Genomic DNA, 13,859 nt, shown 5'->3' with positions numbered 1-13,859 from the left:
CGCGCCGTTCCAGTCACGCGAATAGGGCGGCGTAGATTTCGGGCTTGAACCCCACAGTCAATGCGCCGTCCACATCCAATACCGGGCGCTTGATCATCGAAGGCTGGGCCAGCATCAGATCGACGGCCCGCGCCTCGTTCAGGTCGGCCTTGTCGGAATCGGGCAGCTTGCGAAACGTGGTGCCGGAACGGTTCAGCAGGATTTCCCATCCTGCCTGGCGGACCCAGCCCTCCAGCACCGGGCGCGCGATGCCGCCGGCCTTGTAGTCATGAAACGTGTAGGCCACGCCGTGCGCGTCCAGCCACGCACGCGCCTTCTTCATCGTATCGCAGGCCTTGATGCCGTAAATCGTGACCGAGCGCGCCATGTCGCCTCCCTCTTCATCCAACTGCAACCGAGCCGGGTTGCTGCCCGGCATCGACACTTTGAAAACAGTCTCTTAATATCAGTTTCAAAGCCGCGCCAAATCGGATGACAGAGCAGGAACAGACATGATGGCACCCGCAAACACACGTCACCTCCTCAACCGCCTGTCGCGGTCGGCACGGCTGCTGCCCGTCGCCGCCCTGGCGCTGGCCATGCCGCTGCGCGCCCACGCCCAGGCTTCGGTGATTACCGGAAACCAGGTGACCCAGGCGACCGTGGAGACGATCGATCCCTCTTCGGGCGAAGTACTGCTGCGCGACAGCGATGGCAGCCTGATCACCGTCGATATTCCCCGCACCGCCCACAGCCTGCCCCATATTCAGCCGGGCGACCGGATCAAGATCCGCTTCTTCCAGACCATCGGCGCCGATGTCGTGCCCGCCGACAGCCCGCAGCCGGAATCGACCGTGACCTCGGCGCATGGCGTGACCAATCGCCATCCCCACGGCATGATGGTCTCCTTCCGTCGCAAGCGGGTGCGGATCGCGGCGGTCGACGCGGCGCATCACGTCGTCACCACCGTCGGCCCCGACAACGCAACCCAGACGATCACGGTCCACACCAAGGCGATGCAGGCCCTGCTGCCGACCTTGAAGGTCGGCGACACCGTCGACGTGACGACGATGGATGCCGTGTCGTTCGAAGTGCTGAACCGCGTGATCACGCCGTCGACCACCGTGCATGAAGGCACGGGCACGTCCAGCGCGCCCGGCGCCCCCGCCGGCCACTGATCGCGCGTTTTTTCCAGCGCCTGCCGTAACGCGCCGCATCCCGACGCTTCGGCAGGCGTTTTGATCGTGCTCCATAATGATGCCACGCCAGCATGCGACGGAGGCACGACACTTAGAGACGGTTTCGGAAACAGCGCTTCCGTGCAGGCCCTGTGCGCATCGTCCGCTCGCCTACGTTCAGGCCCTGGAGCCTGTTCGTCGGTGTGCCGGAATGCGCCCGACGGAGACCCTTCGGGTCGTCTGGCCCGGAATCGATGCGCTCGGAACGGTCTCGTATACAGGAAGGACACACAGGAATGGTGACGATCAGCCCATTGGCCGGCAAACCGGTTCCGCCCTCGCGCCTGATCGACGTCGCGAAACTGACTGCGGCCTACTACGATCTGAAACCCGACCCGGCCATCCCTGCCCAGCGCGTCGCGTTCGGCACCTCCGGGCATCGGGGCTCGCCATTCCATACCAGCCTCAACGAAGCTCATATCCTCGCCGTTAGCCAGGCCGTGTGCGACTATCGCGCCTCCGCCGGTATCAACGGGCCGCTTTTTATCGGCATCGACACCCATGCGATCTCGAAGCCTGCGCTGGAATCGGCGCTGGAAGTCTTCGCCGCCAACGGGGTGGAAACCTTCATCGACGCCCAGGGCGGCTATACCCCAACGCCGGTGATCTCTCACGCCATCCTGACCTACAACAGGGGACGCACCAGTGGTCTGGCCGATGGCGTGGTCGTGACGCCGTCCCACAATCCGCCGGAAGATGGCGGCTATAAATACAACCCGCCCCATGGCGGCCCGGCCGATACCGATATCACCAAAATCGTCGAACGCGCGGCCAACGATTACCTTGCGGCCGGCCTCGCGGGCGTGCGCCGCATTCCGTATGAACAGGCATTGCGGGCTGCCTGCGTGCATCGGCACGATTATATGACCCCCTATATCGAGGATCTGGGGGCGGTGCTGGACATGGAGGCCATCCGCGCCGCCGATGTCGCGATCGGTATCGACCCGCTGGGCGGGGCGGCGGTGGCCTATTGGCAGCCGATCATCGAGCGCTATCGCCTCAACGCCACGGTAGTGAGCACCGTGGTCGATCCCACATTCTCTTTCATGACGGCCGACTGGGACGGGCAGATCCGCATGGATTGCTCCTCGCCCTATGCCATGGCGCGCCTGATCGAGCTGGGCAGCCGCTTTGATGTGGCTTTCGCCAACGATACCGATGCCGACCGGCATGGCATCGTCGCCGGCACCGATGGGCTGATGAACCCGAACCACTATCTGGCTACCGCCATCGACTATCTGTTCGCCAACCGCCCCGGCTGGAGCAGCCAGGCGGCGGTGGGCAAGACGGTGGTCAGCAGCAGCCTGATCGATCGCGTCACCGCCCGGCTGGGCCGTCGACTGGTCGAAGTTCCCGTGGGCTTCAAATGGTTCGTCGAGGGACTGATCGACGGCGGCTTCGGCTTCGCAGGTGAGGAAAGCGCCGGCGCGTCGTTCCTGCGCAAGGACGGCACCGCGTGGACCACCGACAAGGACGGCATCATCCTCGGTCTGCTTGCCGCCGAAATTACTGCCCGCACCGGCCACCATCCCGGTGTCGCCTATCGCAAGCTGACCGCCGAACTCGGCACGCCCTATTACGCGCGGATCGACGCCCCGGCCACGGCACCACAGAAAGCGCTGCTGAAATCGCTGACGCCCGAGCAGGTCGGGCTGCACGAACTGGGTGGCGAGCCAATCCGCGCCACCCTGACCCGCGCGCCCGGCAACAATGCCGAAATCGGCGGGCTGAAGGTGGTGGCGGAGAATGGCTGGTTCGCCGCCCGTCCCTCGGGCACCGAGGAAGTCTACAAGATCTACGCCGAAAGCTTCGTCAGCGAGGACCATCTGCATCGCATTCAGGACGAGGCGACGACCGCCATATCCGCCCTGTTCGCGGCCAACGCGGCACCGTAAGCAGCGTCGACCATGGGCGTGCCGGCCTTAATGACCGGCACGCCTCCTACGTCTTGCCGTTGCCGAAAATCTCGACATGCGACACGCCGTCGCGCCCTACCCAGGCTCGATACATGCCGCTGGTGTTGAACGGCATCGCGATATTTCCCTGCGCATCGACCAGGATTGCGCCGCCGTCGCCGCCCAGCGCCGGAATTTCGCGGTTGATGACATCCTGTGCCGCATGATTCAGAGTTTCATGCATCGCGGTCACGCGCATACAGATCTCGTGCGCCGCGACGGTGCGGATATAGAACTCGCCCCATCCGGTACCGGACATCGCGCAGCCGGCATTGGCATAGGTCCCGGCCCCGATCAGCGGCGAATCGCCCACCCGACCCCATAATTTGTCGGTCATGCCGCCAGTCGAGGTTCCGGCTGCCAGGTGCCCCGCGTGATCCAGCGCCACCGCACCGACCGTCCCGAAATGGCGGTCGGTCGTCTCGTCGGCATGCTGGGTGTGCGCCGCGTCTTCCTTCAGCGCCTTCTGCAACTGGTCCCACCGATGCTGGGTCCAGAAATAGGAAGGATCCACCAACGGAATTTTCTGGCTCTGGGCGAATGCCTCCGCCCCCGCGCCGATCAGCAGCACATGCTTGGATTGCTCCATGACGGCGCGGGCCAGCGTGATCGGGTTGCGCACATGCGACACGCCGGCAACCGCGCCGGCCTGCAGCGTTGCCCCGTCCATGATCGCGGCATCCATCTCGTTATGCCCATCATGCGTAAAGACGGCACCCTTGCCGGCATTGAAGTTCGGGTCGTCCTCCAGCACCTGGATCGCGGCGACCACGGCATCTTTCGCCGGTTGACCGGCCTTCAGGACCGCATACCCTGCCTGCAAGGCGCGTCCCAGCGCCGCCTTCACGATCTGCTGACGCTCGATCGACATGTCGGCCTTGATCACTCCCGCACCACCGTGAATGACCATTACCGGCACCGTATCGGCGCGCGCCCCGCTACCGGACCACAAGGCCGCCGCCAGCATCCCGACTGCCGCAAGAGCCTTTGAACCGTGTCCTTTTCCGTTCATCTGTCACCTCACTATCTGGGGGCACGGTACCATCGGGGGCGAAACGAACAAGAGACCGTAAGGCGTTAACAGACGCATGTGCGTTTGTTCTGATCCGCCCCGGAGCCTTCGGCCGGGGAACAGACGACGGCCCCGAATGGCGAAGTTTTTTGCTTCTTTTTCTTCAGAAAAAAGAAGATACCCTGCTCACGTCCCGAGCCGCTGTATCCGCCTCGCCTCCCGCGCATGATCGCGCAGGATGTCGCCCAGATTGGCCAGCACAGGCACGCCATCCGACACCAGCACCTTTCCATTGATGATGGTGGTGCCCGCCACGGCCGGCGCACAGCGCAGCCACGCCTCGACCGGATCGCTTAACGCACCGGCAGCCGCGACCTCGGAGATCGACCAGATAACCAGATCGGCGCAGGCACCGGGCCGCAGATGCCCGATCTCGTCCTCCCAGCCCAGGCAGGCGGCGCCGCCACGCGTCGCCATGTCCAGCGCATCGCGCGCCGACATGGCGTGCGGACCATGCCGAAACCGACCCAGCAGCATCGCCATGCGGGTTTCCAGCCACATCGACGCATGATCGGTCGACGCCGACCCGTCACACCCCAGACCGACGCGCATGCCGCGTCGCCGCATGTCCATCGCATCGGCCGTACCGCCGCCGATCATCATGTTTGAACAGGGGCATTGCGCCGTGCAGACGCCGGCATGGGCCAGCCGGTCGATCTCGTCACCCGTGGGGTAGATATAATGCGCTACCCACGAACGTGGGCTGGCCCAGCCGACACGCTCGAAATATTCGGTCGGCGTGCAGCCGTAGATTTCGGCACAATAGGCGTCTTCATCGGGATCTTCCGCCAAGTGGGTATGCAGGCGCAGATCGTGCTTTTCGGCCAGACGCGCTGATTCCGTCATGATCCGTTCAGACACGCTGAACAGCGAACAGGGTGCCAGCGCCACCCGGCCCATCGCACCCGGTGCCGGATCGTGGAAGGCCCCCACCAGCCGTTCGCTGTCGGCCAGGATCGTATCTTCATCCTGCACCACCGAGGCCGGCGGTAGCCCGCCATCCTCGACCGATCGCGTCATCGACCCGCGCGTGGCGTGGAAACGAAACCCGATATCGCGCGCCGCGCGAAACTGCGCATCGATCAGGAATGGCCGGGGATGGACATACATATGGTCCATGGAGGTCGTGCAGCCGCCCATCAGCAGTTCGACCATAGCCACGCAGGTCGAGAGATAGACCGACTCTTCATCCAGATCGGCCCAAAGCGGATAGAGGCCTTTGAGCCATTCGAACAGCGTGCCGTTCGTCACCGGGGCGTAGGCCCGGGTCAGGTTCTGATACATATGGTGATGCGCATTGACGAGTCCGGGCGTGACCAGCCGCCCGCGCGCCGAAATGACCGATCGTGCAGCCGGCGCATCCTCAGCCCGGTCGCCGATACCATGGACGCGACCGTCCTTGATCGCCAGCCAGCCATTCGCCACTTCCCAGTCGCGATCAATATAAAGAAAAGCATCCCTGATCAGCAGATCGACCGTCATGACGGCTCCCCCGGTACCGAATGTCAGGGTGACGAACACCCTGTCGCGATGAAGCCCTGTCCCGGAGGTGCGAAGTCCGGATCGTCATCAAGTTTCGGTACTGAACGGGCGTGGATTAGGCATTTTTATCAGTAAGCGGCCACTATCACCAGACTTTTCGCAAATTTTCCGTATGCGCGGGTGACGACCCGTCTTGCCGGGTTGGCCGCCCATGATCAGAATGCCGGCCACTGGCGAGACGGCGCGACGTGACGCCCTGCCCGGAATATGATTGGAGCAGGATATGGCCGAGACATCTTCTACCTTCCGGTTTCGGAACGGGGTTGGCCTTCTCGCCCTTCTCGCGTCCTTCTCTCTTTCGGTCCACGCAGCATGGGCCGAGAGTGCGGCCCCGACCTTCCGAATCGTCGAGAGCGTGCCGGAAGAAAGCATCTATGGAGAACCGGGCGTTCCGCGCACCCAGCCAGTCTGGCTGGACATGATCCGTCATGCCCGCCACACGATCGACGTGGCGCAGTTCTATATTGCCGATAAACCCGGCCGCGCGATGTCCGCCGTTATCGAGGCGCTGATCGAACGCGCCAATGCCGGTATCCAGGTCCGCCTGGTGGTGGATGACAGTTTCCTGAAAGAGACGGCGCCAGTTCTGGAACGGCTGAAGCCCATCCATAACATCCAGATCGAAACCCTGCCGACCCAGCGCCTGACGGGCGGTGTACTGCACGCCAAATTCATGATCATCGATGGGCGGCAGGTATTCGTCGGCAGCCAGAACTGGGACTGGCGGGCACTGGAGGAAATCCACGAGATCGGTGCTGCGATCGAGGACACTGCCATCGCCGGCAGTTTCGAGAGCGCGTTCGACACACTGTGGGCATTGGGCGGCGGCCGAACCCTGCCCCAGATGCGCATGCAGCCGCCGGCCGAGCGGCCGATCGCGACCGGTTTCGCCCCGGCCATGCTGCGCGAGCCAGGCGGGGAAAGTGTGATCGCCTTCCCCGCCTTCAGCCCGCCGATGATGATGCCGACCTCGCTGACAGCGGAAGAACCATCTCTGGTCACGATGATCCACGCGGCCCGGCATGTCTTCCGGCTTCAGGTCCTGACGCTGAGTGCTCTGAAACATTACGGCCCGAAAGGATATTGGCCTGTACTGGATACGGCGCTGCGCGATGCAGCGGCCCGTGGCGTATCGGTGCAGATCATCGTGTCGAACTGGGCGCTAAACGAGCCGATGCAGTCCTATCTGAAGAGCTTGGCCGCCATGCCGAATATCGAAGTGAAATTCAGCACTGTTCCCCAAGCCAGCAGCGGATTCATTCCCTTCGCCCGTGTCGAGCATTGCAAATATGCCGTTGCCGACGACGATGCCATCTTCATCGGCACCGGCAACTGGGAATGGAGCTATTTCAACACCACTGTCGATGCCTCGATCTTCGTCCATGGTCACAACCCGGCCGCGACCCTGAACCGTATCTTCACACGGGACTGGACCGGCCCCTACGTCACCGCGATCTCGCCCGGCACGCATTACACACCGATCAAGCCGGGTTAAGAGGCTGGCTCGTCCATCGCCCTGCTGCTCCGGCCGCCTGCCATAATGGCAGCGCATCGTCGCGCAGCAGCAGTCGATTGACCTGGCGAACCACAGATGCCGAGTGGGCGATGCGGATCGAGCAGCCGGTGATAGGTCGGTGCCACCGTCGACGCCATGATGATGCCGATGAAGAGCATTGCCAGGAGCATCGCGGCCATCACCCAATGCAGAATTCGAGCGAAAAGAGGGGAATACTCGACCGGACGCCTCACTGGCCTCCCGATCGGATAGCGGCCCTGTTGATGGCGCTCGTGGTTTCCGGCTCACCTGAACGCAGGACGAAGGAATGGGCATAGACGGCTGATCGGGCTGCAGGGATCGGATCGTCTGACGGAGGTGAAACCGCCTGCCCGTCCCCGCCGTTCAGACATAAAAAAACCCGGCCAAAGGGCCGGGTCTTTTCATAAAGCCAGAGCGTAAGACTTACGCTGCCAGCCCCTCGTCGGAAACGACTTCCGGACGCGGGCCGCTATCCTGGCCCTTGGCGGACACATCGCGATCCACCAGTTCGATCACCGCCATGTCGGCAGCGTCGCCATGACGGATGCCCGCGCGCAGGACGCGGATATAACCACCGCTACGGGCCTTGTAGCGATCCGCCACGGCCGCGAACAGCTTGGAGACGATCACGTCGTCACGGAGCTGCGCATAAGCCTGACGGCGGGCGTGCAGGTCGCCGCGCTTGCCGAGCGTGATCAGCTTCTCGACCACGGGGCGAAGCTCCTTCGCCTTGGGCAGAGTCGTGGTGATCTGCTCGTGCTTGATCAGCGCGACAGCCATGTTGCGGAACATGGCGGCGCGATGGGTGGAGGTAACGCCGAGCTTCCGGCCGGCAACACCGTGACGCATGATAAAGTCTTCCTGTCTTTCCGGTCAGAAGGGCTCGTCGAGCCTCTTGGCCAGGTCTTCGATATTTTCCGGCGGCCAGGCCGGGACGTTCATACCAAGGGAGAGCCCCATCGACGTCAGGACCTCCTTGATCTCGTTCAGGGACTTGCGGCCGAAATTCGGCGTCCGCAGCATCTCCTGCTCGGTCTTCTGCACCAGATCGCCAATATAGACGATATTGTCGTTCTTCAGGCAGTTGGCACTGCGAACCGACAGTTCCAGTTCGTCGACCTTGCGCAGCAGGTTCCGATTGAACGGCAGGTCGTCCTGCGGCTCTTCGGTCCGGACCGGGCGCGGCTCGTCGAAATTGATGAACAGCTGGAGCTGGTCCTGTAGGATCCGGGCGGCCAGGGCCACCGCATCCTCAGGCGTCACCGCGCCGTTCGTCTCGACCGTCAGCAGAAGCCGGTCATAGTCGGTCACCTGCCCCACGCGGGTCGGCTCGACCTTGTAGGACACGCGCTGCACCGGCGAATAGATCGCGTCCACCGGAATCAGGCCAATCGGCGCATCCTCGGGGCGGTTGGCCGCCGCGGGAACGTAGCCCTTGCCCAGATTGACGGTGAATTCCATCCCGAACTTCACGCCTTCGTCGAGGGTGCAGATCACGAGATCAGGATTCATCACCTCGATATCGTGGCCGGTCTGGATCTGGCCCGCACGCACTTCGCCCGGTCCGGTGGCCGTCAGCACCATGCGCTTCGGGCCTTCGCCATGCATCCGCAGGGCAAGCTGCTTGATGTTCAGGACGATGTCCGTCACGTCCTCGCGGACGCCGGCCACTGACGAGAACTCATGCAACACGCCGTCGATCTGGATCGCCGTTACGGCAGCCCCCTGAAGGGAGGACAGCAGCACGCGCCGGATAGCATTGCCGAGCGTCATGCCGAAGCCACGCTCGAGCGGTTCCGCCACCACAGTCGCTGTGCGCAACGGCTGGCCGCCCGGCTCGACTTCCAGCTTCTCCGGCTTGATCAGAGATTGCCAGTTTTTCTGGAGGACCAAGTTGATGGCCTTTCAAAACTGATCTGCACCAAGGCAGACGGCACCCGTGCGAACGGGTGCCTGATGACACTCAACCCCGCCAGCACGAGGCCGGCAGAAAACGAATCCGAGCCTGACGATCAGACGCGACGACGCTTGCGCGGACGGCAACCGTTATGCGGCACCGGCGTCATGTCGCGGATCGAGGTGATCGAGAACCCGACCGCCTGCAACGCGCGCAGTGCGCTCTCACGCCCCGAACCCGGACCCGACACTTCGATCTCCAGCGTCTCCATGCCGTGCTCACGCGCCTTGCGGCCTGCATCCTCGGCGGCGACCTGCGCCGCGTACGGGGTGGATTTGCGCGAGCCCTTGAAGCCCTGAGCACCAGCGGAAGACCACGCGATCGCGTTGCCCTGGGCATCGGAGATCGTGATCATCGTGTTGTTGAAGGTGGAGAGCACATGCGCCACCCCCGAGATAATGTTCTTCCGCTCTTTCTTCCGAATACGCGGAGCTGCAGCCTTCGCCATAGTCTTCCTGGTCCTGTCTGTTCATCAACGCGAGCCGCGTCGGATACCCCTGGAGATTGTAACCAGGGACACCCGGCGCTGGCCGCGAATGCGGCTGGAGCCGCTTAGCGGGTAGCCTTCTTCTTACCGGCGATCGCCACCGCCTTACCCTTGCGGGTACGGGCATTGGTGTGCGTCCGCTGGCCACGGACCGGAAGACCGCGACGGTGACGCAGGCCACGGTAGCAACCCAGGTCCATCAGGCGCTTGATGTTCATCGCCACTTCGCGACGAAGATCGCCTTCGACCCGGTATTCGCTGTCAATCAGCTCACGGATCTTCAGGATCTCGTCGTCCGACAGCTCATTCACCCGGCGCTCAGCCGGAATCTCGAGCTGCTGGCAGATCTGCTCGGCCTTGGTCGGACCAATGCCATAAATATAACGCAGGCCAATCGTCACCCGCTTGTTGGTTGGGATGTTCACGCCGGCAATACGCGCCACGCCACTTACTCCTCGTCCGCCCGCGTTACTCGGGCCCTTAAGATCGTCGCCGGGGCTTTTCCACACCACCGGCAAGCCGGAGCGTCGTGAACGTGCCGGCACCGCCGGTCAACCCCATCATCAATCGGATTCGTGATCTCCGCTCTCCGCGCCAGTCGGGCACGGGAGCCGATACCTTGAGGGCGCGCAATATACCCGCGCGCCCTTTTGAGTCAATGAATAACGATCACTTTTTCGTGATGCCATCCATGATTTCGAAGACTTGCTCAGTCACCGTGTCGATGTCGGCCATGCCGTCCACCGGGTACAGGCGCCCTTCGGCCTCGTAATACGGCAGGATAGGCGCCGTCTGCTCTCGGTAGGCGGCCAGACGGGCAGCAACGGTCTCGCGCCGGTCGTCCTCGCGGCGGACAAAATAATGCCCGCCACAGACATCACATGTGCCCTCGACCTTCGGCTTCTTGAACAGGTCGTTATATCCTGTCCCGCAGGTACCGCAGGTGAAGCGGCCGGCGATCCGGTCCGCCAGCGCATTTTCATCGACCTCAAGAAACAGCACGACGTCGATTCGCGCCCCCCGCCGCTTCAGCATCGAATCCAATGCCGCAGCCTGACCCGCTGTCCGGGGGAATCCATCGAGAATGAATCCCTTTGCGCAATCAGGCTGCGCGATGCGCGATTCGAGCATCGCAATGATCACGTCATCGGGGACCAGTTGCCCCGAATCCATCAGAGCCTTTGCCTCCTGGCCGATCGGAGTCCCTGCTGCCACCTCGGCGCGCAGCATGTCCCCCGTCGAGATCTGCGCGATACCGTAGCGCGCTTCCAGCCGCTTGGACTGGGTTCCCTTGCCGGCCCCAGGAGGGCCAAGAAATATGACGTTCACCGACCCCTGCCTTTCCCACGCGCCCGCCGCATCAGCCCCTGGTACTGGTGAGCCACCAGGTGGGACTGGATCTGCGTCACGGTGTCGATGGTCACTGATACGATGATGATCAAGCTGGTCCCGCCGAAATAGAACGGCACGTTATAATGACTGATCAGAATCTGCGGCAGCAAACACACCGCCACCAGGTAGGCGGCACCGATCGTCGTCAATCGCGTCAGAATCCGGTCAAAATAAGCCGCCGTGTTCGCACCTGGTCGGATGCCCGGGATGAAACCACCCTGCTTACGCAGATTATCGGCCGTTTCCTGCGGATTGAACGTCACCGCCGCATAAAAATACGAGAAGAAGACGATCATGGCCGCATAGAACAGCATGTAAAGCGGTTGCCCCTGCCCGAGTTCCTGCCCCAGGAACGAAAGCCATCCGGGCATCGACGCACTATTCATAAAACCAGCGATCGTCACCGGAATCAGCAGTACCGAAGAGGCGAAAATCGGCGGAATCACACCGGCAGTATTCACCTTCAGCGGCATATGGGTGGAGTCGCCGCCATAGATGCGCTGACCGACCTGCCGCTTGGGATACTGGATGACCACCCGGCGCTGCGCCTGCTCCATGAAGACAATGAAGGCGATGGTTATCGCCGCCAGCACTAGGAAGACCAGCACGAAGAAGGGCGACAGGGCGCCCGTATAGCCAAGCTGGAACAGGCTGGCCAACGCATGCGGCAAGTTCGCCACGATACCGGCGAAGATGATCAGCGAAATGCCATTGCCCACACCGCGGGATGTGATCTGCTCACCAAGCCACATCAGGAACATCGTGCCGCCCAGTAGCGTCACCACGCACGAAACGATGAAGAACATGCCGGGCGCGATCACCGCCGACCCCGCTGCACTGTGCATGTTCTCGAGTCCAACGGCGATGCCATAGGCTTGGAACAGCGCGATCAGCACAGTCAGGTAGCGGGTATATTCGTTCAGCTTGCGCCGCCCCTGCTCACCTTCCTTCTTTAGGTTCTCAAGCGCGGGAATCGCCGAAGACATCAGCTGCACGATGATCGAGGCGCTGATATACGGCATGATGTTCAGGGCGAAGACGGTCATACGACCGAGCGCACCGCCGGTGAACATGTCGAACATTCCCAGGATACCGCCCTGGTGCTGCGCCAGAAGCTGGCCCATGACCGTCGCGTCGACGCCGGGAACCGGAATGTAGGTACCCAGACGGTAGACGATCAACGCCCCCAGGGTAAACCAGATTCGTTTCTTCAACTCCGTCGCATTGGCGAAGGAGCTGAAATTCAGATTGGCAGCCAGCTGCTCGGCCGCGGAGGCCATGCGCCCGTCCCTTTCAACAACAACAGCGTCACCGCACGAAACGGGACGCTGTCATGACACATCAGCAAAGAGTGTAAGGCGTCGTCTTGCACCAACGCAAGAGACAACGCCGGGGCCGATCCGGGACGGCTTGACGGGCATGCCATCCCGGAATCCGGCTCAAGCCGACGCCGTCGCCTCGTCCTGCGCCGCTTTGGCAACCCGGACAGTTCCACCGGCCTTCTCGACTGCCGCGATCGCGGTAGCCGACGCGCCAGCGACCTCAATGGTCACGGCACGGGCCAGCTCGCCCTTCGCCAGCAGGCGGACACCGGCAAACTTGCCCGAGCCGACCAGACCGGCCGCACGCAGCACATCTTCGGTCACCGTCGCGCTGGCGTCGATCTTGCCAGCCTCGATGGCCTGGTCCAGCGCACCCAGGTTCACCGGAGCGTAGACCTTGCGGAAGATGTTCTTGAAGCCGCGCTTCGGCAGACGACGGTACAGCGGAAGCTGACCACCCTCGAAACCGTTGAGGGACACACCCTCACGCGCCTTCTGGCCCTTCACGCCCTTTCCCGACGTCTTGCCCTTGCCGGACCCGATGCCGCGACCCAGACGCTTCTTGCGATAACGAGAGCCCTCGTTATCGCGCAGTTCGTTGAGGTTCATCTCAATCCTCCACCTTCACGAGGTGGGCCACCTTGGTGATCATGCCGCGAACCGAAGGTGTATCCTCCAGTTCCCGCGTGCGACCGATCTTGTTGAGGCCGAGCCCGACCAGCGTTGCCTGCTGGCCCGGCTTGCGGCCGTTACCCGACGCCACCTGCGTGACGCGGACGGTCTTGCCTTCAGACATCGGCGCTCGCCTCCGCCGTACCGGCCACCTCACGGCGGCCCAGGATGTCGGAGACCTTCTTGCCGCGACGGTTGGCAACCGAACGCGGGCTGGCGCAACGCTCCAGCGCGTCGAAGGTGGCCTTGACCATGTTATGCGGGTTCCGGGTGCCGAGCGACTTGGCCACCACGTCATTGATGCCCAGGCTCTCGAACACAGCGCGCATCGGGCCACCGGCGATGATACCCGTGCCGGCATCAGCCGAACGAAGCACCACCTTACCAGCGCCGAAATGACCGGCGACGTCGTGATGGAGAGTACGACCCTCCTTCATCGGAACGCGGATCATCGTGCGCTTGGCGCGCTCGGTCGCCTTGCGGATCGCCTCGGGCACCTCGCGGGCCTTGCCGGCGCCATAGCCGACACGACCCTTCTGGTCACCCACCACGACCAGCGCAGCAAAAGCAAAGCGACGGCCGCCTTTTACGACCTTCGCAACGCGGTTGATCGTGACGAGCTTGTCGACCAGATCGTCGCCTTCGCGCTCACGCTCGCGGCCACCCCGGCCGCCTTCTCTCGGTTCACGTGCCATTGCGTGCCCCT

General features: G+C 63.0%; 15 protein-coding genes. 3 read left to right on the top strand and 12 right to left on the bottom strand.

Annotation, left to right across the window (positions count from 1 at the left end; translation table 11 throughout):
• Positions 1–13: 13 nt before the first annotated feature.
• Positions 14–367, bottom strand: coding sequence for an ArsC family reductase (locus C7453_RS10620; RefSeq protein WP_114727515.1), 354 nt, complete (start codon positions 365–367; stop codon positions 14–16).
• Between the two features lie 124 nt (positions 368–491).
• On the opposite strand from C7453_RS10620, the gene C7453_RS10615 reads away from it, so the two are divergent.
• Both C7453_RS10615 and pgm read left to right on the top strand, forming a co-directional pair.
• Entirely contained in the window at positions 492–1,157 is a 666-nt protein-coding gene (locus tag C7453_RS10615; protein ID WP_245948972.1) for a preprotein translocase subunit YajC, read from the top strand.
• Between the two features lie 296 nt (positions 1,158–1,453).
• Entirely contained in the window at positions 1,454–3,112 is a 1,659-nt protein-coding gene (gene pgm, locus C7453_RS10610; protein WP_114727514.1) for a phosphoglucomutase (alpha-D-glucose-1,6-bisphosphate-dependent), read from the top strand.
• 46 nt (positions 3,113–3,158) lie between these two features.
• Here pgm and C7453_RS10605 read toward each other — a convergent pair whose 3' ends face one another.
• Complete coding sequence (locus C7453_RS10605) at positions 3,159–4,184, bottom strand: isoaspartyl peptidase/L-asparaginase family protein (protein ID WP_211311047.1); 1,026 nt, start codon at positions 4,182–4,184, stop codon at positions 3,159–3,161.
• Positions 4,185–4,370: 186 nt separating this feature from the next.
• Positions 4,371–5,726 carry an 8-oxoguanine deaminase gene (locus tag C7453_RS10600; protein ID WP_114727644.1) on the bottom strand — a complete coding sequence of 452 codons (1,356 nt, stop codon included), beginning with the start codon at positions 5,724–5,726 and terminating at the stop codon, positions 4,371–4,373.
• Positions 5,727–6,009: 283 nt separating this feature from the next.
• Here C7453_RS10600 and C7453_RS10595 point away from each other — a divergent pair, with 283 nt between their 5' ends.
• Complete coding sequence (locus C7453_RS10595; RefSeq protein WP_114727512.1) at positions 6,010–7,281, top strand: phospholipase D-like domain-containing protein; 1,272 nt, start codon at positions 6,010–6,012, stop codon at positions 7,279–7,281.
• A 465-nt stretch (positions 7,282–7,746) separates the two neighbouring features.
• Here the strand turns inward: C7453_RS10595 and rplQ are convergent, their stop codons facing one another.
• The 9 genes from rplQ to rpsE form a co-directional block, all read right to left on the bottom strand.
• Positions 7,747–8,172 carry a 50S ribosomal protein L17 gene (gene rplQ, locus C7453_RS10580; protein ID WP_114727511.1) on the bottom strand — a complete coding sequence of 142 codons (426 nt, stop codon included), beginning with the start codon at positions 8,170–8,172 and terminating at the stop codon, positions 7,747–7,749.
• Positions 8,173–8,196: 24 nt separating this feature from the next.
• On the bottom strand, positions 8,197–9,216 hold the full coding sequence (locus tag C7453_RS10575; protein WP_114727510.1) for a DNA-directed RNA polymerase subunit alpha: 1,020 nt from the start codon (positions 9,214–9,216) through the stop codon (positions 8,197–8,199).
• Between the two features lie 119 nt (positions 9,217–9,335).
• Entirely contained in the window at positions 9,336–9,728 is a 393-nt protein-coding gene (gene rpsK / locus C7453_RS10570) for a 30S ribosomal protein S11 (RefSeq protein ID WP_012227919.1), read from the bottom strand.
• A 104-nt stretch (positions 9,729–9,832) separates the two neighbouring features.
• The gene (rpsM, locus tag C7453_RS10565) at positions 9,833–10,210 is read right to left on the bottom strand and encodes a 30S ribosomal protein S13 (RefSeq protein ID WP_114727509.1); all 378 of its coding nucleotides are present in this window, start codon (positions 10,208–10,210) and stop codon (positions 9,833–9,835) included.
• Between the two features lie 226 nt (positions 10,211–10,436).
• Positions 10,437–11,096, bottom strand: coding sequence for an adenylate kinase (locus tag C7453_RS10560; protein WP_114727508.1), 660 nt, complete (start codon positions 11,094–11,096; stop codon positions 10,437–10,439).
• Complete coding sequence (gene secY / locus C7453_RS10555) at positions 11,093–12,439, bottom strand: preprotein translocase subunit SecY (protein ID WP_114727507.1); 1,347 nt, start codon at positions 12,437–12,439, stop codon at positions 11,093–11,095. The genes C7453_RS10560 and secY overlap by 4 nt, the downstream gene beginning before the upstream one ends.
• 159 nt (positions 12,440–12,598) lie before the next feature.
• Positions 12,599–13,090 (bottom strand): 50S ribosomal protein L15, encoded by a 492-nt coding sequence (gene rplO, locus C7453_RS10550; protein ID WP_114727506.1) that lies wholly within the window; start codon positions 13,088–13,090, stop codon positions 12,599–12,601.
• A gap of 1 nt (position 13,091) precedes the next feature.
• The gene (gene rpmD, locus C7453_RS10545) at positions 13,092–13,277 is read right to left on the bottom strand and encodes a 50S ribosomal protein L30 (protein WP_114727505.1); all 186 of its coding nucleotides are present in this window, start codon (positions 13,275–13,277) and stop codon (positions 13,092–13,094) included.
• Positions 13,270–13,848, bottom strand: coding sequence for a 30S ribosomal protein S5 (gene rpsE / locus C7453_RS10540; protein WP_114727504.1), 579 nt, complete (start codon positions 13,846–13,848; stop codon positions 13,270–13,272). Before rpsE ends, rpmD begins: the two co-directional genes overlap by 8 nt.
• Between the last annotated feature and the right edge of the window lie 11 nt (positions 13,849–13,859).

The sequence above is a fragment of the Gluconacetobacter liquefaciens genome, assembly GCF_003350405.1.
Taxonomy (GTDB): Bacteria; Pseudomonadota; Alphaproteobacteria; order Acetobacterales; family Acetobacteraceae; genus Gluconacetobacter; species Gluconacetobacter liquefaciens.
This window is presented reverse-complemented; position numbering and strand designations above follow the sequence as displayed.